At 33.0% G+C, this 20,974-nt stretch carries 19 protein-coding genes; 8 read left to right on the top strand and 11 right to left on the bottom strand.

What is annotated here, in order from left to right:
• Window positions 1-30: 30 nt before the first annotated feature.
• The 9 genes from AC3QL1_RS12200 to ychF form a co-directional block, all read right to left on the bottom strand.
• Window positions 31-1,236: an RsiV family protein gene (locus tag AC3QL1_RS12200; protein ID WP_492491688.1), complete on the bottom strand. Its 1,206-nt coding sequence runs from the start codon at window positions 1,234-1,236 to the stop codon at window positions 31-33.
• 11 nt (window positions 1,237-1,247) lie between these two features.
• A complete protein-coding gene (locus AC3QL1_RS12195) occupies window positions 1,248-3,116 on the bottom strand; it encodes a DNA topoisomerase IV subunit B (RefSeq protein WP_492491686.1) in 1,869 nt (622 codons plus the stop codon).
• Window positions 3,117-3,278: 162 nt separating this feature from the next.
• Window positions 3,279-4,454, bottom strand: a complete 1,176-nt coding sequence (gene pncB / locus AC3QL1_RS12190) for a nicotinate phosphoribosyltransferase (RefSeq protein WP_492491685.1) — start codon at window positions 4,452-4,454, stop codon at window positions 3,279-3,281.
• A gap of 99 nt (window positions 4,455-4,553) precedes the next feature.
• Complete coding sequence (locus tag AC3QL1_RS12185; RefSeq protein WP_492491683.1) at window positions 4,554-5,531, bottom strand: transglutaminase domain-containing protein; 978 nt, start codon at window positions 5,529-5,531, stop codon at window positions 4,554-4,556.
• Between the two features lie 4 nt (window positions 5,532-5,535).
• Window positions 5,536-6,060: an NADPH-dependent FMN reductase gene (locus tag AC3QL1_RS12180; RefSeq protein WP_492491682.1), complete on the bottom strand. Its 525-nt coding sequence runs from the start codon at window positions 6,058-6,060 to the stop codon at window positions 5,536-5,538.
• 101 nt (window positions 6,061-6,161) lie between these two features.
• Window positions 6,162-7,076, bottom strand: coding sequence for a YihY/virulence factor BrkB family protein (locus tag AC3QL1_RS12175; RefSeq protein WP_492491680.1), 915 nt, complete (start codon window positions 7,074-7,076; stop codon window positions 6,162-6,164).
• 99 nt (window positions 7,077-7,175) lie between these two features.
• Window positions 7,176-7,853 carry a hypothetical protein gene (locus tag AC3QL1_RS12170; protein WP_492491678.1) on the bottom strand — a complete coding sequence of 226 codons (678 nt, stop codon included), beginning with the start codon at window positions 7,851-7,853 and terminating at the stop codon, window positions 7,176-7,178.
• An 8-nt stretch (window positions 7,854-7,861) separates the two neighbouring features.
• A complete protein-coding gene (locus tag AC3QL1_RS12165) occupies window positions 7,862-8,539 on the bottom strand; it encodes a TIGR02117 family protein (protein ID WP_492491677.1) in 678 nt (225 codons plus the stop codon).
• Between the two features lie 354 nt (window positions 8,540-8,893).
• Window positions 8,894-9,988: a redox-regulated ATPase YchF gene (gene ychF, locus AC3QL1_RS12160; protein ID WP_492491676.1), complete on the bottom strand. Its 1,095-nt coding sequence runs from the start codon at window positions 9,986-9,988 to the stop codon at window positions 8,894-8,896.
• A gap of 320 nt (window positions 9,989-10,308) precedes the next feature.
• Between ychF and AC3QL1_RS12155 the strand changes: the two genes are divergently transcribed.
• The gene (locus tag AC3QL1_RS12155) at window positions 10,309-13,047 is read left to right on the top strand and encodes a TonB-dependent receptor (RefSeq protein ID WP_492491674.1); all 2,739 of its coding nucleotides are present in this window, start codon (window positions 10,309-10,311) and stop codon (window positions 13,045-13,047) included.
• A 77-nt stretch (window positions 13,048-13,124) separates the two neighbouring features.
• Window positions 13,125-13,871, top strand: coding sequence for a class I SAM-dependent DNA methyltransferase (locus AC3QL1_RS12150; RefSeq protein ID WP_492491672.1), 747 nt, complete (start codon window positions 13,125-13,127; stop codon window positions 13,869-13,871).
• A 51-nt stretch (window positions 13,872-13,922) separates the two neighbouring features.
• Here AC3QL1_RS12150 and AC3QL1_RS12145 read toward each other — a convergent pair whose 3' ends face one another.
• Window positions 13,923-15,089 carry a hypothetical protein gene (locus AC3QL1_RS12145; protein ID WP_492491670.1) on the bottom strand — a complete coding sequence of 389 codons (1,167 nt, stop codon included), beginning with the start codon at window positions 15,087-15,089 and terminating at the stop codon, window positions 13,923-13,925.
• Window positions 15,090-15,256: 167 nt separating this feature from the next.
• A complete protein-coding gene (locus AC3QL1_RS12140; RefSeq protein ID WP_492491669.1) occupies window positions 15,257-15,607 on the bottom strand; it encodes a 4Fe-4S dicluster domain-containing protein in 351 nt (116 codons plus the stop codon).
• A gap of 136 nt (window positions 15,608-15,743) precedes the next feature.
• Between AC3QL1_RS12140 and AC3QL1_RS12135 the strand changes: the two genes are divergently transcribed.
• From AC3QL1_RS12135 to AC3QL1_RS12110, 6 genes are all read left to right on the top strand, one after another.
• A complete protein-coding gene (locus AC3QL1_RS12135; protein ID WP_492491667.1) occupies window positions 15,744-16,814 on the top strand; it encodes an acyl-CoA reductase in 1,071 nt (356 codons plus the stop codon).
• A gap of 93 nt (window positions 16,815-16,907) precedes the next feature.
• Entirely contained in the window at window positions 16,908-17,978 is a 1,071-nt protein-coding gene (serC, locus tag AC3QL1_RS12130) for a 3-phosphoserine/phosphohydroxythreonine transaminase (protein WP_492491666.1), read from the top strand.
• A 229-nt stretch (window positions 17,979-18,207) separates the two neighbouring features.
• Complete coding sequence (locus tag AC3QL1_RS12125) at window positions 18,208-19,158, top strand: D-2-hydroxyacid dehydrogenase (protein ID WP_492491665.1); 951 nt, start codon at window positions 18,208-18,210, stop codon at window positions 19,156-19,158.
• Between the two features lie 101 nt (window positions 19,159-19,259).
• Window positions 19,260-19,823, top strand: a complete 564-nt coding sequence (locus AC3QL1_RS12120) for a hypothetical protein (protein WP_492491663.1) — start codon at window positions 19,260-19,262, stop codon at window positions 19,821-19,823.
• A gap of 215 nt (window positions 19,824-20,038) precedes the next feature.
• Window positions 20,039-20,470: a DUF6146 family protein gene (locus AC3QL1_RS12115; protein WP_492491661.1), complete on the top strand. Its 432-nt coding sequence runs from the start codon at window positions 20,039-20,041 to the stop codon at window positions 20,468-20,470.
• A 32-nt stretch (window positions 20,471-20,502) separates the two neighbouring features.
• Complete coding sequence (locus AC3QL1_RS12110; RefSeq protein ID WP_492491659.1) at window positions 20,503-20,805, top strand: DUF6787 family protein; 303 nt, start codon at window positions 20,503-20,505, stop codon at window positions 20,803-20,805.
• Window positions 20,806-20,974 lie beyond the last annotated feature (169 nt).

The raw sequence follows: 20,974 nt of genomic DNA, 5'->3' as shown, positions 1-20,974 counted from the left end.
TAATAAATCAAAGTTAGCATATTCTTAATCTTAATTATAGTTATCCAGAATTGTGTTTTTTAAAATATACGGTTTTAATTCTTCATAACTGAAAAAAATCTCAGGTTCTCCGCCTGCAAAACCAACAAGTTCATAGGGAGCATAAGAAAAAGTAATTCCTGTTGGCAAAATATAAAAAGTAGTAGCCATTTCTATTTTATCTGATAATCCATCACCATACTCAGACCTGATTCTACTTTCATAAAAATCAATAAAATCTTCACTTTTTGTATTTAGAAGCTGTTGTATTTCTATTTTTTTTCCGGTACTTACTTCATAATTATCGTATGATGAACGGTACAAACCGTGTGCTCCACCCATATAGTTGTACCAATAATGATAAACTACATAAATATTTGAATCAATAAAAATAGGCGAACTGACAAATAAGCTTTCTGACGCATAATTATCTTCATCCTTTACAGCCTTTTTACTATCAAAATTATGTTTCCATTTATCATGATCTTTTATGCTTAGTGAATCACCAGACAAATACTTTACATTCGAACTTAAAGCTTCAAAGTTTTTATCATTTGATAAAATTTCTCCCAGGAAAGTATAATCCCTTGACGGTGTATAATCTCTTCCTTGTCCTTTTTTATAAGCTTCTCTGGTATCAAATAATGTATAATCTATTTTATCAAAACATTTATAAGATGGAAATTTTTTACTTGGATAAATTTTATATACTTTTTTATTATAGATGCACTCTATAAACATCTCATCAGTAAATAGATTGTATAATTTGAGTTTACAAATAGTTTTCCCGTTATTATTGTCATCATAAGAAGATGCTTCTCCCGTGTAGAAATTCTCTTTCTCCTTTTTTACTAATCCAAAACCGAAAAGTTGATCTTCTCCATCAATATAAAGACGCCCTGATTTCCAATATCCCCCATATTCTTCAGTTAATCTGTTAGAAATATGAATTTGAATTTTTTTATTATTATCAAGTGTTCCATCAAAAGAATAAATAAAAGGAGCTTCTATTTTTAATGTATCACCACCTATTACAACTGTATTTTCTTCAATTTTATAAATTAAACTATCATTTTTCTCTTTGATTTCAACCTTAGCAACCGAATTTTTAGCAACAAATTCTTTTTTCTCTTCATTTTTTGACTGGCAAGAGACAAGTACTACAATTAAAAAAACGAAAAGATATTTTTTCATAAACGAAATTAAGTTACTAATCATTAAAATTTATTTTAAACCTCCACCAATTCATCCAGTTCCACCTTCAAATTCTTGATGATAAATTCCTGTCTGTCCGGCGTATTTTTTCCCATATAAAATGACAATAATTGCTCAATCGAAGTATTTTTATCCATCATAATTGGGTCAAGGCGAATGGTTTCTCCAATGAAGTTTTTAAACTCGTCCGGCGAAATCTCACCCAAACCTTTAAATCGGGTGATTTCCGGTTTTGGTTTTAATTTTTCGATGGCATCTTTTCTTTCTTCTTCAGAATAACAATAGATGGTTTCTTTTTTATTTCTAACTCTGAAAAGTGGCGTTTGCAAAATATACAAATGTCCCTCTTTGATTAATTCCGGGAAAAATTGTAAAAAGAAAGTAATCAACAACAAACGAATGTGCATTCCGTCGACATCGGCATCGGTTGCGATTACAATGTTGTTGTAACGTAACTTTTCTAAACCGTCTTCGATATCTAATGCGGCTTGCAATAAGTTGAATTCCTCATTTTCATAGACAATTTTCTTTGTCATTCCGTAGGAATTCAAAGGCTTACCACGTAAACTAAAAACCGCTTGTGTATTTACATCACGCGATTTTGTAATTGATCCTGAAGCCGAATCTCCCTCGGTAATAAAAAGCGTACTTTCTAAGTTTCTTGGGTTTTTAGTATCAGGAAGATGCGCACGGCAATCTCTTAATTTTTTATTATGAAGATTGGCTTTCTTCGCACGATCTGTAGCCAGTTTTCTAATTCCTGATAATTCTTTACGCTCACGTTCTGCCTGCAAAATTTTGCGCAATAAAGCTTCTGCAGTTGGCGGATTTTTATGTAGATAATTGTCTAATTTATTTTTAACAAAATCATTTACAAAAGTACGAACAGATACTGCAGGTGTTCCATCATCAGAACCCATATCTGTAGAACCTAATTTGGTTTTGGTCTGAGACTCAAAAACCGGTTCCATTACCTTAATACTAATCGCACTTACAATTGATTTACGAACATCTGAAGCTTCGAAGTTTTTGTTGTAAAACTCACGAATGGTTTTTACAATGGCTTCTCTGTAAGCCGCTAAGTGCGTTCCTCCCTGCGTCGTATTTTGTCCGTTTACAAAAGAGTGATATTCTTCGCTGTATTGTGTTTTACTGTGCGTTAAGGCGATCTCGATATCGTGATCTTTCAGGTGAATGATTGGATATTCTAAATCATCTTCATTAATAGTTTCTTCTAATAAATCTCTAAGACCATTTTCAGAAATGTATTTTTCGCCATTAAAAATAATCGTCAAACCATTGTTTAGATAACAATAGTTTTTCACCATTTTAATGACATATTCCATACGGAATTTATAGTTTTTGAAGATCGTTTCGTCCGGCGTAAAAGTTACTTTTGTTCCTTTACGTTTAGTTGTTTCAATTACATCTTCTTCCAAAACCAGATTCCCTCCTGAAAATTCTGCCGCTTTTTGTTTTTCATCACGAACAGATTCGACTCTAAAATAATTCGAAAGCGCATTTACCGCTTTTGTTCCGACACCGTTTAGACCAACAGATTTCTGAAAAGCTTTAGAATCGTACTTTCCTCCGGTGTTCATTTTAGAAACTACGTCGACTACTTTTCCTAACGGAATTCCACGTCCGTAATCACGAACCGAAACCGTTTTGTCCTTGATCGTAACCTCGATAGTTTTTCCGGAACCCATGACAAATTCGTCGATACAGTTGTCCAGAACCTCTTTTAAAAGAATATAAATACCATCATCCGGCGAAGATCCATCTCCCAATTTACCGATATACATTCCCGGACGCATACGAATATGCTCCTTCCAGTCGAGTGATCGGATATTATCTTCGTTATATTGATTTTGCTCTAGCATAAATGAATTGGATTTTTGGCTAATGTACCATTTCTAGCTAAAAAATAAAAGCGTATTTTTTTTTTGTTACGAATAATAACAGCTTTGAATTTTATTTAAATTGATTTTAAAATAATACAAGCTTTAAAAGTAGAAAAAAAGAGTCCTGAAACCAAAAAAATACTATTTGATTCCCAATACTTCTTTTGCCAAAGCAATCATTTCAGGAGTTCCCGTATTTTTGTTTTTTTCGTCAGAAAGCTTTACTACACCCTGCCAGTGTAAATTATCGGGTTTTGTTTCGGTCAGTTTTATTACCATATTCATTGCCGGCAAACCAACATCGTTTGTAAAGTTGGTTCCAATTCCAAATGACATTTTAATTTTGTCTTTACAAAAATCAGCGATCGTTTTTACTTTGTCAAAATTGAGTGAATCTGAAAAAACTATCGCTTTAGATTTTGGGTCAATTCCCATTTTGGTATAATGTGCAATTACTTTTTTTGCAAATTCGACCGGATCGCCGCTGTCATGTCGAACGCCATCAAAAAGTTTGGAGTATTTTTTATCAAATTGATTGAAAAATATTTCTGTTGTGTAAGTATCAGTTAAGGCAATTCCGAGATCACCGCCATAAACTTGCGTCCAATGTTCCAGACTGATTAAATTGGCCATTTTAAAACCGTATTGTGCAGCATGAAACATAAACCATTCGTGGGCATGCGTACCTAAAGGTCGTTTATTATTCACCATTGCAAAATGTACATTGCTTGTTCCGATAAAGCTATCTGAACCAAAAGTTCTCAAAGTTTCGTTTACCAAAACATGTACATCATAAGAATGGCGGCGTCTTGTTCCAAATTCCAAAACTGAAACACCTAATTTATTATAGTTGTCAATTTTACTTTTTGTCAATGTTTTTATCGCATCATCATTTAGTCGAATCAAATGATTGGACTTATAAAATAGTTCTGAAATCAAAGCCATCAAAGGAACTTCCCACAAAATGGTTCGGTACCAAAAACCTTCGATTGTAACTTTTATTTCTGAACCTTCCTGAGTAATTTTTACTTCGGATGGATCATAAGTATAGCCCTGCAGAAAATCTAAATAAGTGGGATCGAGATAAGGACAATAATGAGATAAGTATTGTTTTTCTTCCTTTGTAAGACGTAAATCAGCCATGGCATCGACCGATTTTCGAAGTAAATCTGCAAAACCGGGCGGAAAAACATGTTTGCCGCGATTAATGAATCCATATCGCACTTTTGCTTTTGGAAAAAGTCTGATTACGGCATGCTGCATCGTAAATTTATAGAAATCATTATCTAAAATTGATTTCAAAAAAGTTGTTTCCATAAGTCAAAGTGCTATATTTTTCTTCAAGTTCATTATTGCTAAGATACGGCAATTCTGTAAAATAAGAAAATGATATAAATCATCTTTGTAAAACAATTCTTATCTTGAAACTATTTTAAATGATGCAATACTATTTGTGTCTACAAAAAAAGTAATATACTCGCCAATTGTGTTATCAACTGTCAGCTGAAATTCCAAACCGCCTTTTCTTTCTCTTCCGTTAGTAATTTTAACGGGTTGGTTTCTTTTATTGAGATAATAAAACTGATCGGATTTTGAGATATTTTTGATTTCGAAAGTGATTTTCTGACCATTTCTTGCTTCAATTATACCAGATTCAGGCGATCTGATTTCATAATCTCCTTCGATTGTTTTATTATAAATTAAAGGTCCGTTTAAGAAATCTTCTTTGCTTAATCGATCTCCTAAATACGATTCTGAATCAGGAAAATGTTTAGCGAAAAAGAAGTCAGGATCGGTATCAAAATAAACCGCTGAAAAGTCATTTGCCATCCGTCCTTTGCTGCTGTCATAATAGCCCTGACCCCAGGTAACATCGATCAATCGCCATTTTCGATCAATCAAAACCATATTCCAGGCGTGATTTGAAGTGGTTTCTTTTCGTCCGATATCTGCCAGTCTGGTTTTTGAATCGCCACGAACAATTTCACATTTGATTCCAACCAACGAAGCTACATTTTGATATAAAAGTGTAAAACCTTCGCAAACTGCTTTTTTTGAATTAAAAGCTTTATCAATCATTTTATCATTGATTGCCTGTATTTTTCGTTGCTTTTCGGCTTCGGTGCGATAACTAAAACCCTGTGTTTTTGGCGGATTCAAAAAAGCAGCATAATCGTATTTTACATTGAAGGCAATCCAGCTGTAAATTGCGCGCGCTTTATCATAATCAGAATTGAAATCTTTTTCGATTCTGGCCGCTAATTCTTCTGTTGAATTGAAACTTTTGGGATATTTTAAAACGATTTTATCAACTGCATTATATTTTTGTGCAAATGAAGAAAACAGGAAAATAACATTTATAAGGAGTAGAAAAACAATCTTTTTTGCTGTCATAAAATTAGAAACAATCTTTTATAATATCTTTTAATTCTTTGTCTAATTCGGCATTAGAAATTTGATTTTTCTCTAAATCAAAATTAGCATTGAAAGCCGGTAACGAAAATGTACCTTTTATATCAGCACCGTATCTTGGCAAGGCATTTCGTGCAATTTCTAAAACCGAAGCTCCGCCTCTTGTTCCCGGCGAAGTTGCCATTAACAACATTGGCTTTTGCTGAAAAACTTCTTTTGTGATTCTGGAACACCAGTCGAATATATTTTTAAAAGCCGTAGAATAATTATTGTTATTTTCTGCCAGAGAAACTACCAGAATATCGGCACTTGCAAGTTTAGCAAGAAAAGCTTTTGCAAGTTCATGCTGACCAATTTCTTTTTCGCGATCAACACTAAAAAGAGGCATTTCGTAATCATTTAAATCTAAAACTTCAACTTCTCCGTTTTCAATTAAACCTGCTGCATAAGTTGCAAGACGTTTATTAATAGAGTGTTGACTATTACTTCCTCCAAAGGCTATAATTTTCATATTGTGGTATTTATTTTTTATTTGACAGCAAAGTTCTTGCCACAGATTTTAAAGATTAAAATTTGATTGTGAATCTAATCTGCAAAATCTGATGAAATATATTATTTTTCTATTTCGTAAATCTCTTTCTGAATCTCAACTGAATATTCATTCGGATAAATTTTTCCTCCGTAAGATTTAGCATATACTTTGGTAAATTCTGCTCCAAAATACAGAATTATTGCCGAATAATATACCCATACTAAAATAATAATTACAGAACCTGCCGCGCCATAAACTGAAGCAACGGTAGAGCTTCCTAAATAAAAACCAATGGCAAATTTACCAATCATAAATAATACGGCCGTAACAGTTGATCCTATAAAAGCATCTTTCCATCTTATTTTCCCGTCAGGTAATGTCCTGAAAATAATAGCGAAAAGCAGTGTGATACTGGCTAATACGATCACAATATTTACTACGTAAAACAAATAAACGGTGCTCTCCGGAAAATATACTTTTAATCGTGCACTTAATAAATCTAATGTTGTACTTATAAAAAGGCTGACTAGCATTAAGAAACCAACTGAAGCAATCATTGAAAACGACATTAATCGGTTTTGAATGAATTTTTTAATGCCTTTATCCGGTTTTGCACGTAATCCCCAAATAAAATTTATGGAACTTTGTATTTCGGCAAAAACTCCAGAGGCTCCAACTAACAGCATCACAACTCCGAAGATGGTTGCAAACATATTATCACCTGACAATTGTACATTTTTAATTGCTTCCTGAATTTGAATTGCAGCACCGTTTCCTACTAAACCATTAATTTGGCCGTATAATTGTCCTGTTACAGCATCTTCACCAAAAAAGAAACCACAAATAGTAATGACAATAATTAACAAAGGCGGCAACGCAAATATGGTGTAATATGCCAATGCTGCACTTAATTTTATTGCGTTATCATCGTTAAATTCTAAAAAGGTATTCTTTAATAGAAACCAGGACTTGGAGAATATATTTTTGATTTTCATTTGCTGATATTTTGATATTCTCCCAAATTTAGGCAATAATTGAAAAGTTTTAATTCTCGCTTTTTGAGCAAAGTTTACATTTTTACCATGTTATTTTTATTAATGTTTTGAAACTTTTTTAAATTGCTGATCATACCCAAAATTCTTAATTTTCAATATCTTTTTAAATTCATTTCTCGTTGGTTTAATCAAATAAGAAATTGAGTCTAACATCTTTCCCTTTATTTTAGTAACAGAATCAAGCTTTTTTAAGTCCTTTTTTTCATAAATATTTTTAAACTTGATGCTGTTTTTTTCTAGTAAAAGAAATTCAACATTCCAAAATGTAGAATCTTTTCTACTTAAAATTAATTGTCCGTCTATTCGTTTTGCTTTTTGATTTAGTGAAAACCTAAATAAAGTATCAATACTTTTTTGGATCAATAATATTGAATCTCCTTTTGGTTTTAAATTATATTCTGTTTTAAAATCTTTAAGTATTAATTTTCCATTTACAATATCAGATACTTCTTTTAATGAATCTAAAACTCCTCTATGAATCATACTTTTATAGAAATATTCTTTTAAAATTCTGTCTTCTTCAATCCTAATAAAAGTGGAATCATCATTTATATATAATCCTTTGAACTTACTTGGAAAACGATCTAATTCTGAATACTTATTCGGTTGCGGATTTTCAAAGTACAATATAACACAATCAGTACAAGCCGGAGCATCTGCTTTTTTACAGGAAATAATTAACGTGATTAAAACTAAAATTACAATTACCTTTTTCAAAGCCTGATTTATTTATAATGACAAAAAATCCCTTTATCATAAACCGTCCATAAACTGGCTTTTTGATTGGCAGCTTTAAGAGCGCAATTTGCCCAGGTATTGCAGGTATAAAACAAACTATAACTTCCTTTTGCTTCATAAAAAGCATCTTTTCTTCCGTAGCTGTGACCTTCAATCCATTGTGGATGAATTGGGTCACTGAAACTTTCAGAAATATAAGCGACTAATTTTTGGTAGTTTTCTTTTGAAATCAAAATGCGTTTGCAATCATCACCTTCCTTTAATTGTTTGAAAAATGTGGTATGCATGGCGGAAGAACTTACTCCGAATGCTGCTTTTAACGCTGTACTTGCTTTTAAATCCGACCATTCAGGCGTGTCGAGATAAAAACCTTTATCGCCCCAGCCAAATGCGATAAAATTCATTAATGAATCTTTTGACTGGGTTTGGTTGAACTGAATTTCACTTCGCCAGTCTTTGATTTCATTTACAACAGGAACCACAATATCGGTATGAACGCCGTTTGAAAGAATGTAAATTGGAATTGCATCTTTTTCTTCGACTTGCGCTACATCTGCATTTACGGTAATTTTAGAAATTAGATAAACTGATATTATATATAGGATAAGAAAACTGAAAATTGATAAAAGTGTCCAGCCTATAATTTTGAAAGTTTTTTTTAGCATTTTAATTGGTTGGTTTTAGATTAATTATTTGGTTAATTTTCTGTAACCAATTTTTGAGCCAAAAAAAAAATTGAACGCGGATTATACGGATTCGCTAACGCGAAAGCGCAGATTTACACGTATTTTTTTTATGCTTTGTGTTTTTGTTTCTCGCAGATTTTGCAGATTGAGCAGATTTATTCTCCTTTTTGAAAACGACTGTCATCCTGAGCGAAGTCGAAGGCTTGTATGCAAAAAAGGTCTTCTCCCGAAGTCTCGGGACACTCAGCCTGACAGACATAAAAAAAACTGCTGAATTTCTCCAGCAGTTTTTGTCTATTTTCTTGTTTCTTTCTTCTATTCTCTAAAAAAAAATTACACATTAAAACGGAAATGCATTACATCACCATCTTTTACAACATATTCTTTTCCTTCTACTTTGAATTTTCCTGCTTCTTTTGCTTTTGCTTCAGAACCGTATTGAACATAATCTTCGTATGAGATAACCTCTGCACGAATAAATCCTTTTTCAAAATCAGTGTGGATTACTCCGGCTGCTTGTGGCGCTGTAGCTCCAATATTGATTGTCCAGGCGCGAACTTCTTTTACACCTGCTGTAAAATACGTTTGTTGTTTTAATAATTTGTAAGCTGCACGAATTAAAACTGATGCTCCAGGTTCTGTTAATCCCATATCTTCAAGGAAAACCTGACGCTCTTCATAGCTTTCTAATTCTGTAATATCAGCTTCTGCTCCTACTGAAAGAATAATAACTTCTGCATCTTCATCTTTTACCAATTCACGAACCTGATCTACATATTTGTTTCCGTTTACTGCTGAACTTTCGTCAACATTACAAACATATAAAACCGGTTTTGCAGTAATTAATTGAAATGATTCCATTAAAACTTCTTCGTCATTACCTTGTGGAATAATAGTACGAGCTGATTTTGCCTGTAATAATGCTTCTCTGATTCTGTCTAAAAGCGCTTTTTCAGTTTGTGCTTCTTTATTTCCTGTTTTAGCAGCGCGATTTACTTTTTCCAAACGTTTTTCAACAGTTTCAAGGTCTTTCAACTGCAACTCAATATCGATAGTTTCTTTATCACGAATTGGATTTACATTTCCGTCAACGTGAACAATATTATCATTATCAAAACAACGCAAAACGTGAATAATAGCATTACACTCTCTGATGTTTCCTAAAAACTGATTTCCAAGTCCTTCACCTTTACTTGCACCTTTTACCAAACCTGCAATATCTACGATATCAACAGTTGCCATTTGTACACGTTCTGGTTTTACTAACTCTTCTAATTTATTGATTCTTGGATCCGGAACGTTTACAACACCAATATTAGGTTCGATTGTACAAAACGGAAAATTCGCACTTTGTGCCTTAGCATTAGATAAACAATTAAATAAAGTCGATTTTCCAACATTTGGTAATCCTACAATTCCTGCTTTCATATGTAGATAATATTTGTTTTTTATATGATTTATCTCTGTCAGACGCCGTTTTTATTGATTTCTCTTTCAAATCTTTAGCTTCTGGTTTGAGCGTTTTTTCTTCTTTTTATTTTTTTGCTAAAATGATAGGTTTTAGCCCTAAAATTTTGCAAATATAAGATTTAATAGCTCGTAACTAAACAAAAAATGACGATATATGTATTTTTAGTACTTTTCTTAAAAAAAATCAAACTTTTTTATAAACTTTTGTTAAATAATACTATTTTTATCACAATATTTAACAAACCAACGTACAAATTTTAACCAAAATTAGATTAAACATGAAAAAAATTGCAATTTTATTATTTCTATTTAGCACCGTCGCTATTTTTGCTCAACAGCAAGTTTCCGGTGTAGTTAAAGACAACACAGGCAATCCTCTGCCAGGTGTTAACATTCTCGAAAAGGGTACAATAAATGGTGTTACTACCGATGTTGACGGTTCATATAAAATTACAGTTAAAGAAGGCGCTTCATTAATTTTTACTTATGTGGGCTACAATAGTGTAACCAGACTTGCAAATGCTTCGCAAATTGATGTTTCCTTATCTGAAGAAGGCGGACAAAACCTTGACGAAGTTGTAGTTACGGGTTCCAGAACTGCTGCCAGAAGTAATACAACTAGTGCTTTACCTATTGATGTATTGTCATCCAGGGATTTAACTTCTACGGGACAAGCTACTTTTGATAAAGCTTTGCAGTACAAAATTCCATCTTTTAATACGGTGCAAACGCCTGTAAATGATGCAACTTCATTACTGGATCCGTATGAAATCAGAAACATGGGACCAAGTAGAACTTTAATCCTTATTAATGGTAAACGTAAAAACTTAAGTGCATTACTTTACGTGCAAACTTCTCCGGGACGTGGAGAAACGGGTGCAGATATTTCCGCAATTCCAACAGACGCTATAGAAAGAGTTGAAATCCTACGTGACGGAGCTTCTGCGCAATACGGTTCTGATGCCATTGCGGGAGTTGTAAACATCATTTTGAAAAAAAACAGCTCCGATGGTTCTCTAACTGTAAGAAGTGGAATTACTTCTGAAGGTGACGGAGAAATGCTAGGCGTAAGTTTAAATAATGGTACAACAGTTGGCGAAAAAGGCTTTTTGAATTATACCATAGATTTTTCTAAAGTAAGTTTAGCAAACAGACCAGGTACTGTAGATGCTGAAGGTGATGCTGGAGATTTTGGAGCTGACATTGCAGATGTACAATCTTATCTTGCCAAATATCCTGATGCGAGAAATATTAATGGTTCGCCAGAAACCGCTGCTGCAAAATTCTTAATTAATGGTGGAAGCGATATTAATGATAATACTAAATTGTACTATAATGCAGCTTATGTTTACAAAAAAGTAAAATCGTTTGCCAATTTCAGAACTCCATATTGGAGACCACTTTCTGATGATCCTTATCTAAATGATTTCTTTGGAAACGGAGATCCTGCCAATCCATCTTATGAAGGATATGGTCCAACTTTTGAAGGAGATTTAAGTGATTATAATGGTACACTTGGATTTAAAAACGTTAAAAACGGATGGAATACAGATGCCAGTATTACCGTTGGTGGAAATAAACAGCTTTATAGCGTAAATAATTCTGTAAACAGATCAAGTATTGTTGATGCAGACGGAAATAACGTATACAGAGAAAATAGTCCAATTTCGTTTAAGCCGGGAGGAAGTGCTTTTAATCATGTTGTTGGAAATATTGACGTTTCTAAAATTTTATCTGATCAATTCAGTATTGGTTTTGGAACTGAATTCAGATCAGAAAACTTTTCTGTAATAGAAGGAGACAAAGCTTCATGGGATGGAACGGGAGCTGACTCTTTTGCAGGAAACAGACCCGAAAATTCCGGAAAATGGAACCGCTATAATGTAGGTGTGTATTTGGATCTAGCTTTTGATGTTACAAAAGATTTTCAATTAAACGGAACGGTTCGTCATGAAGAATATAGTGATTTTGGTGGCGCAACAGTTTGGAAAGCCAGTACAAGATATAAATTTCTTGACGATAAAATTACTTTTAGAGGATCTGTATCAACAGGTTTCAGAGCTCCGACTTTACACCAAATCTATACTCAAAAATCTCAATACTCATTCGTAGCCGGACAGGGAATTCAAATTAGTGGAATTATAAATAATGTTTCTCCACAGGCACGTCAGTTAGGAATTCGTCCTTTAGATCCTGAAAAATCAACAAACGTAACCGTTGGAATTGGTGCAAAACCTTTTCAAAACTTCAACATTACTGTTGACTACTACAATATCAAAGTAGAAGACAGAATCGTTTTAGGAGACAGACAAAATACTGATTTTGGAAATGTGGCTTGGTTTTCTAATTCATTCGATTCCAGAACTTCTGGTTTAGATGTTGTATTAGGATATAATAATGTTGGAATTGGAGAAGGTAAATTAGGTTTTAATTTATCAGGAAACATTACTTTGGACAATGAAAGAATTTCTCCTATAGATCAAAATTCATTTGGAGACATTTTAAATTCGTTGACTTTTACATCCAGACCTGAAACAAAATGGATTTTGGGAATCAATTATGAAATTGGTAAATTCGGATTTTCTTTGAACAATACTTACTTTGGAAAAACCACCTTTAATCAGGATGGTTTAATTTCTAATGAGGTAAGAGATGCCGATGGAAATTTAGTGAGAAATGCTAACGGTGACCCAGTAAGAGATGAAACTTTGCCTAATCTTAAAACACAATTTATACCTAAAATCGTTACTGATTTAGGGGTTAATTTTAATGCTACTGAAAAACTAACAATTGCCTTAAACGTAAACAACTTATTTAATGTTTTACCTGAGTGGAAATTTGTAGCGGAGAATGCTGAAGGTGAAAAAATATTAGCCGGAACTTCTACAGTAACTACAGTTAAACAACAATCTAACTTGCTTACATTTAACCAACGTTATTCCAGAATGACTTACGATGGTTTCCATTTCAGTCAATTAGGAACTATGTTTAACTTATCTGTAAATTATAAGTTCTAATTTATATTCGTTAATAACACCAAGGGTTGTCTATATGACAGCCCTTTTTTATACTTTTATATTAAAATTCTGAAGTTATGGCAAATTTATATGATGGAAAAATGGCTGCAATTTACGACGCCATGTACCAGACTTTTGTTGATTATGATGAAGAATATGCTTTTTACAACAATCTGATTCAGGACAATAAAAGCGCTGCAATTCTGGAAATAGGAAGCGGAACCGGAAATCTGGCCAAAAGATTCGCAGCAAACAATCAAAATTATCAAGGCCTTGATTACAGCGACGATATGATTGCAATTGCCAGAGAAAGAAACAAAAATTGTTCTTTTACACAAGGCGATATGCGCGATTTTAAACTTAGCACTTTATTTGATGCTATTTTAATTACCGGAAGATCTACAAGTTATCTCATTACAAATGATGATGTTAACAAAACTTTTGATTCGATTTATAAAAACTTAAACGATAATGGCGTTATCATTTTTGATTTTATTGATGCCAATCGTTTTATTCCTTTCACGAAAGAAAACCCTATTATTAAGCACGAAGCCAAATATGAAAATGTAAATTATATCAGAGAAAGTCATTGGGATACCAACAATTCTCTCGAAAATTTCATGCTCGAATGGACGGCACAATATTACACTTTTGTAAATGGTGAAAAACAAATTATCGAAAATGACTTTTCAACCGTTCGGGTTTTTACACTCAACGAAATTCAGCTATTTTTATATTTGAATAATTTCGAAATCATACAAACAATCGATCGAAAAACGTATGCCTACGATACTTTTGTAATTGTGGCAAAAAAGAGAACATAAAAAAAATCCTGAGCATCACACTCAGGATTTTATCATTACAATTTTTAAAACTTACATTTTAAATTCTAATCCGTCTATTAATGTTTTTTCCTCGTCTGTAGCCGTAAAACCAGAGATATTCCAATAATTGGTTAGAATTTTATTCTTCTTATTAAAAAGCGATTTTTCTTTAAAAACATCACTTTCGTTATAGGTGAATTTTTCTTTACTGAAATTTGTAGTAATGAAATTATTTCTAACCTGAATATTTTTCACGCCTTTATCTTTTAAAACAATATCATATCCTACTTCTTCATTAGAACTCAACAGATAATAATCTTCGTCATCAACTCTGTAATTTACTTTTACGACAGATCTGGTGATATTTTTAGCGCCTTCTTGTTTATTTTCAACCAATTCGGCAATCGTTCCCGGTGTAATGGTAATGCTGAATTCTATGATTAATTTCTTTTCGGGATCGTAAATAATTTCAAAATTATCAACTGCTTTTTTCGCTTTATCCAAAGGCGCAATCGTCATGACGTAATAATCCTTATTGGTTGGATGCCCTTTTGTAATAAAATCGTATTCTTTTTTTGCCTTGGAATCTAAGAGAGGATCAAAATATTTCAGGTTGGCATAATTCTCCATAATATCATTCAGATTATAACCTCTTAAATCAGCACTAACATCTTCATCTATTAAACCGTACGATCTGTTTTGTTCTACTAATAATGTTGTATTTACTTTTTTCTGATCAACATTAAACTGAAAATTAACGAGTCCGTCATTATAATAGGAATATTTATTATCGAGCATAAAAAACTCTCTTACATAAACTTTTAATCTACACGAAGTAGCTAATTTGGCAGAAGAAGTTGAAACAATTTTTTGAAGAATTTTTTGTGGATTTTCTTTAGACAAAACAATTTCGTCTAATTTATTGTCTTTACTTTTTAAGTAAACAACAAATTCATTTTCTTTGAGTGAAGCCCAACGAAGCGTTAAGTTTTCATAATTTGTTTCAGAAACCTGAACATTAGAACCTCCGCTTAGCACAAAAGTTACTTTACCATCCTGATTGCTTATTAAAATTTGTTTGGTCTTTAATATTTCAACTGTTGCGTTTTCTATAGGCAACTGTGTTTCAATATCCTTTACAATAATCGAATATTCGGTATCCTGACCAAAAACAATCATATTAAAAAATAAAGCAAATAAAAGTATCAATCTTTTCATAGGCAATTATTTAAATTATTTTAATGTTATTGTTAAAATTTTCGCACTAAAACTACAAATAAAACATTATATATCAATAAAATATTAGAATAAAATAAAGAAAATACTTTACAAAAAAAGTCCTGAGCGCTAACTCAGGACTTTTATATAAAATTTTAAAAAGAATATTATTCTCCGTGTAAAAACGCTTGTCTGTTCAACAAAGTTTCTTCGTCTTCAACGTGATTATCGTCTGGTACACAGCAATCAACAGGACAAACAGCAGCACATTGCGGTTCATCATGGAAACCTTTACACTCGGTACATTTTCCGGGAACGATGTAATAAACTTCGTCAGAAATTGGCGTTTGAGCATCCTCTGCATCAACCTCAGTTCCGTCTGGTAAAATTACTTTTCCTGTAAGACTAGTCCCATCTTTATATCTCCAATCATCAGCTCCTTCATAAATTGCTGTATTTGGGCACTCTGGTTCGCAAGCCCCACAGTTTATGCATTCGTCAGTTATAATTATTGCCATTTTTTTCTTGATTACGAGTTAAAAGTTACAGGATTAAAGTTAAAAATATCAAAGATTTTATTCTGCTTTGCCTTATAACTTAATATAGCTTATTTTTGTGCAAAATTACAATCAAAACCTTTCATATACAAACATTATGACATTAGAAACAAAAAAAAGTGTTTTTGTTGAATTAGGGAAATTTCTAAAACAATTCTCTGAAAAGAACACAATTAAGAAATCGGATGTCTTACATAACGATTTATTTTTTGATGATTTCGAAAAACTGATACATTTATCACAATCTCATAATGGCTGGTATACGCCTGAACAAGTGTATTTTGCAATACAATCCTGGGCAGAAGCACTGACAGAAGAAAATATCGACAAATGGCTTTCGGCCTATCCTGCAGCGTTGCTTAATAGTAACAATGAAAAAACAGTTGCATTAATTTTGGCCGGAAATATTCCGTTAGTAGGTTTTCACGATTTTCTTTCTGTTTTAATTACCGGAAATAAAGCCCTGATCAAAACGTCATCAAACGATCAGCATTTATTGCCTTTTTTAGCCAAATATTTAATCGCTGTTGATGAAAGCTTAAAAGATAAGATCACTTTCGTGGAAGGAAAACTGGAAAATTTTGACACCGTAATTGCCACCGGAAGCAATAATACGGCGAGATATTTTGAATATTATTTTAAAGACAAACCTTCGATCATTCGAAAAAACAGAAATTCGGCTGCCGTTTTAAACGGAAAAGAAACCAAAAAAGATTTAGAAGCTTTAGGCGAAGATATTTTCCGTTATTTTGGTTTGGGATGTCGTAATGTCTCTAAACTTTTTGTTCCAAAAGGCTATTCTTTTGATGCTTTTTTTGAAGCAATTTTTAAATATCAGGATGTAATTCACTACGAAAAATACGCTAATAATTACGATTACAATAAAGCGGTTTTTTTAATGAGTAATTTCAAATTACTGGATAACGGCTTTTTGACCATAAAAGAAGATTCGAGCTACGCCTCGCCTATTTCGAGTGTTTTCTATGAATTTTATGAGGACCTAGAAGACCTTAAAAATCGTCTTGCTGCTGAATCTGAACAAATTCAATGCATCGTAAGTAACGATTTAATCCAAAATAGTATTCCCTTTGGAGAAACGCAAAATCCTCAATTGTGGGATTATGCAGATAACGTAGATACTATAACGTTTTTGTTAACAACAAAGTAAAAAAATGTTTAATTATTTCGAATAATTTATCGCTTTTTCAGCTCCTATTGCCGAAATTTGCGTCTTTAAAATTTTCGACTATTAACAACAACCATGAAAAAACACAACTACAGCGCAGGACCCAGCATTTTACCTCAGGAAGTTTTTGAGAAGGCAGCAAAAGCAGTATTAAATTTTAATGATTCAGGATTATCTATCCTTGAAATTTCGCACCGAAGCAAAGATTTCGTTGCTGTTATGGATGAGGCGCGTTCCCTTGCTTTAGAGTTACTAGGACTTGAAGGAAAAGGATATCAGGCATTATTTTTACAAGGTGGTGCAAGTACAGCATTCTTAATGGCTCCCTATAATTTATTGAAAGAAGGCGGAAAAGCCGCTTATTTAGATTCAGGAACATGGGCAACGGCTGCTATAAAAGAAGCTAAAAATTTTGGAGAAACTGTTGTTGTAGCTTCTTCAAAAGAAGAAAATTACAACCATATTCCAAAAGGATACACCATACCAAGTGATGCAGATTATTTTCACTGCACCAGTAACAATACCATTTTTGGAACTCAAATGAAAGAATTCCCAACAACTAATATTCCTGTTGTTTGCGATATGAGTTCTGATATATTTTCACGCAATTTAGATTTCTCTAAATTTGATTTAATCTACGCCGGAGCTCAAAAAAACATGGGTCCTGCAGGAACTACTCTTGTAGTTGTTAAAGAAGAAATTTTAGAGAAAAGCGGAAGAACAATTCCTAGCATGTTAGATTATGCTAAACATATCAAAGCAGAAAGTATGTATAATACGCCACCTGTTTTTGCTGTTTACGTTTCTTTATTAACATTGCAATGGATTAAAGAAAAAGGCGGAATTGCTGCGGTTGAGAAATTAAACGACGCAAAAGCCGATTTACTTTATGCTGAAATCGACAGAAACCCATTATTTAAAGGTGCTGCAGCGGTAGAAGATCGTTCTAAAATGAACGTTACTTTCTTACTAAACAATGCTGATCACACGGAAACTTTTGATGCTTTATGGAAAGCTGCAGGAATTTCAGGATTGCCAGGACACCGTTCTGTGGGTGGTTACAGAGCTTCTATTTACAATGCTATGCCGATCGAAAGTGTTCAGGTTTTAGTAGATGTAATGAAAGCGTTGGAGTCGAAAGTTTAGTTTTCAGTTTTCAGTCTCAGTTTTCAGTAAAATAAGACTGAAAACTGAGACTGAGACTGAGTACCGGATTCCTAGCCCCGATAGAAGTGGAAATCCTTTTTTGTTTTTTCTTTAAAAACAAAAAAGATTGGAACGAATAGCGGGATTAGCTCCTAAATCAAAAAAGAAAAAAAATTATAATAGTTGGTTTATCAGTTAAACGATTAACCAAATAAACAAATAAACTATAATGAAAGTATTAGCGAATGACGGAATTTCTAAAAGTGGAATTCTGGCTTTAGAAAAAGGTGGATTTGAAGTTATCACTACAAAAGTAGCTCAGGAACAAGTTGCTAATTTTGTAAATGAAAATAATGTAGACGTAGTTTTAGTGCGTAGTGCAACTAAAGTTCGTAAAGATATAATTGATGCCTGCCCGGGATTAAAAATCATTGGTCGTGGCGGAGTTGGTATGGACAACATTGATGTTGACTATGCTAAAAGTAAAGGAATTCATGTAATTAATACACCGGCTTCCTCTTCAGAATCTGTTGCTGAATTGGTATTTGGACACTTGTTTTCTGGTGTTCGTTTCTTACATGATTCTAACAGAAATATGCCTCTTGAAGGAGATTCAAACTTTGACGGTTTGAAAAAAGCATACGCAAATGGTGTTGAATTAAGAGGAAAAACGCTTGGTATTGTTGGTATTGGCCGTATCGGACAAGCTACTGCAAAAATGGCTCTTGGTTTAGGAATGAAAGTTATCGCTGCAGATAGTTTTATTCCGCAAGTAGATATTAAAGTGGAGTTTTTTGACGGACAGTCAATTACTACTACAGTTGTTTCTCAATCATTAGAATCTTTGTTTAAAGAAGCTGATTTCATTACGTTGCACGTTCCTGCTCAGGATGGATATATCATTGGAGAAAAAGAATTAGCGATCATGAAAGATGGTGTTGGAATCGTAAACTGTGCCCGTGGCGGTGTGATTGATGAAGTGGCTTTGGTAAAAGCATTGGATTCAGGAAAAGTTGCTTTTGCTGGTTTAGACGTTTTTGAAAGCGAACCAAAACCGGAAATGACAATCTTAATGCACCCAAAAATTTCGTTAACTCCACACATTGGAGCTGCAACGGGAGAAGCACAAGACAGAATTGGTACTGAGTTAGCATCACAAATTATTTCTTTGTTGAGCTAATACTAAAATAAAAAGATTAACTTTAAAGGGATTTACTATAAATTTGTAGTAAATCCCTTTCTTTTTATGTAAATTTGACGTCTAATTTAAACTCTTAAATCATGTTTGAACAATTAACGCAATTAGTACAACAATACGGAGGTGATGCCATTGTAAAAAACAATGCAATCCCGAATGAACACAACGAAGCCGTTGTAAATGAAACAAGCAACTCTATATTTGCAGGATTGCAAAAAATTGCTTCAGAAGGTGGTGCAGAACAATTAGCCGGTTTATTTAATGGAAAAACGCCTATAGATAATTCTAATCCGGTGGTTCAGCAAATAACGCAACAATTATCCGGAACTCTTGGTCAAAAATTTGGTTTAAGCAACGCAGATTCTTCGGGCGTTGCGGCAAGTATGATTCCACAGGTTTTAAATTCTTTAGTAAATAAAGCAAAAGATCCAAACGACAGCGGTTTTCAAATTTCAGATATTATCAGTTCTATTACGGGAAACAGCGGACAAGCTTCCAGTATTATGGATACAATTTCTAAATACGGAATGCAATTTGGCTTAGACCAAAACGCCGACGGAAAAGTAGACGTAGCCGATGTTCTAGTCGTAACAAAAAGCAAAGGCGGAATTGCCGGTTTTATTGGGAAGTTGTTTAGAAGTAAGTAAAAATAGGTTCAAAGGATCAGAGGAACAAAGGTTCAAAGGTTTCTTTACTAAATCAGTAATCATGGCCATTTACTGAGAGGTAAATGGCTATTTTATTTAAATAACTTATAAATTTTTCTATCCTTTGTCCCTTTGAACCTTTGCACCTTTGCACCTTTTCTAAACCTTTGCAAGTTTGAACATTTTTTTGTAAATTTAAGTTCGAAATTCATCTCATGAAAAATTGCATCTACATATTAATCATTTTATTTACGATTATTGCCTGCTCAACTTCTCAAAAAACAGTTGACACGGCAGTAAAGCAAAATGTTGCGGTAAATGATACTGTTCGAATTGCAAATGATTCGCTGGAATATGAAGTTATAATTATTGATAATGGATTTAGTACCTGGTTGGCTTCAAGAGCTTTTCCTCGAAATTATCATTCTTTGCAATTTCTTGAAAATAAAAACATTTTGTATGTTACGGAATGGAATAATCGGGTTTTACAGCCTCAGCTATACAGTCGCGATTTATATGAAATGAATATTAATTATAATCCAAATATTAAGTACGGCTACGAGGTAAATTACCTTATTTACAACTACATGATTTATTTTCAAAATACTTATAAACAAAAGCTTTGGGGATATGTTCCATCTAGATAATGTTGTTATATTTGTAATCATTATAAATAGAAATGAATAAATTAAAACAACGCTGGGGCATCACCTCAAATTTTCAATTCGTCATCATATTTATCGTTTTTGCCATCACCGGATCGGCATCTGCATGGCTGTCTAAACCCTTTTGTGTATGGTTGGGGATCACCAAAGAAGATTTTGGCGGCTGGTTTACCTTAATCCGCTTGCTCATTATTTTTCCTATTTATCAGGTTTTATTGGTTGCGATAGGAACTGTTTTTGGACAGTTTCGTTTCTTTTGGGCTTTCGAAAAAAGAATGCTGAAAAGTATGGGATTAGGTTTTCTGTTTAAAGATTAATTTCAGAAAAGCATTCTCCAAAAATAAATAACTCTCAAATTATTTTCTTCTCAGAAATAATTCCTTTTTAATTATTTCATCTTAAATTTTTTATTAGATTTTAAAAAATAGGTTCTTCTTCTATTTTTTTCCTGTAAAGCTTACTATACCTAACTCTTACAAAATTAAT

It is taken from the genome of Flavobacterium sp. GW823-FHT04A11, from assembly GCF_058796535.1.
The sequence above is the reverse complement of the archived record's forward strand: the minus strand, read 5'-3'. Positions and strand labels throughout refer to the sequence as shown.

Coding starts and splice junctions, on each gene's coding strand:
- AC3QL1_RS12140 (WP_492491669.1), bottom strand. CDS start 15,607: ATGGCAATAATTATAACTGACGAATGCATAAACTGTGGGGCTTGCGAA.
- serC (WP_492491666.1), top strand. CDS start 16,908: ATGAAAAAACACAACTACAGCGCAGGACCCAGCATTTTACCTCAGGAA.
- AC3QL1_RS12175 (WP_492491680.1), bottom strand. CDS start 7,076: ATGAAAATCAAAAATATATTCTCCAAGTCCTGGTTTCTATTAAAGAAT.
- AC3QL1_RS12165 (WP_492491677.1), bottom strand. CDS start 8,539: ATGCTAAAAAAAACTTTCAAAATTATAGGCTGGACACTTTTATCAATT.
- ychF (WP_492491676.1), bottom strand. CDS start 9,988: ATGAAAGCAGGAATTGTAGGATTACCAAATGTTGGAAAATCGACTTTA.
- AC3QL1_RS12200 (WP_492491688.1), bottom strand. CDS start 1,236: ATGATTAGTAACTTAATTTCGTTTATGAAAAAATATCTTTTCGTTTTT.
- AC3QL1_RS12195 (WP_492491686.1), bottom strand. CDS start 3,116: ATGCTAGAGCAAAATCAATATAACGAAGATAATATCCGATCACTCGAC.
- AC3QL1_RS12125 (WP_492491665.1), top strand. CDS start 18,208: ATGAAAGTATTAGCGAATGACGGAATTTCTAAAAGTGGAATTCTGGCT.
- AC3QL1_RS12120 (WP_492491663.1), top strand. CDS start 19,260: ATGTTTGAACAATTAACGCAATTAGTACAACAATACGGAGGTGATGCC.
- AC3QL1_RS12150 (WP_492491672.1), top strand. CDS start 13,125: ATGGCAAATTTATATGATGGAAAAATGGCTGCAATTTACGACGCCATG.
- AC3QL1_RS12185 (WP_492491683.1), bottom strand. CDS start 5,531: ATGACAGCAAAAAAGATTGTTTTTCTACTCCTTATAAATGTTATTTTC.
- AC3QL1_RS12180 (WP_492491682.1), bottom strand. CDS start 6,060: ATGAAAATTATAGCCTTTGGAGGAAGTAATAGTCAACACTCTATTAAT.
- AC3QL1_RS12145 (WP_492491670.1), bottom strand. CDS start 15,089: ATGAAAAGATTGATACTTTTATTTGCTTTATTTTTTAATATGATTGTT.
- AC3QL1_RS12115 (WP_492491661.1), top strand. CDS start 20,039: ATGAAAAATTGCATCTACATATTAATCATTTTATTTACGATTATTGCC.
- AC3QL1_RS12155 (WP_492491674.1), top strand. CDS start 10,309: ATGAAAAAAATTGCAATTTTATTATTTCTATTTAGCACCGTCGCTATT.
- AC3QL1_RS12110 (WP_492491659.1), top strand. CDS start 20,503: ATGAATAAATTAAAACAACGCTGGGGCATCACCTCAAATTTTCAATTC.
- pncB (WP_492491685.1), bottom strand. CDS start 4,454: ATGGAAACAACTTTTTTGAAATCAATTTTAGATAATGATTTCTATAAA.
- AC3QL1_RS12135 (WP_492491667.1), top strand. CDS start 15,744: ATGACATTAGAAACAAAAAAAAGTGTTTTTGTTGAATTAGGGAAATTT.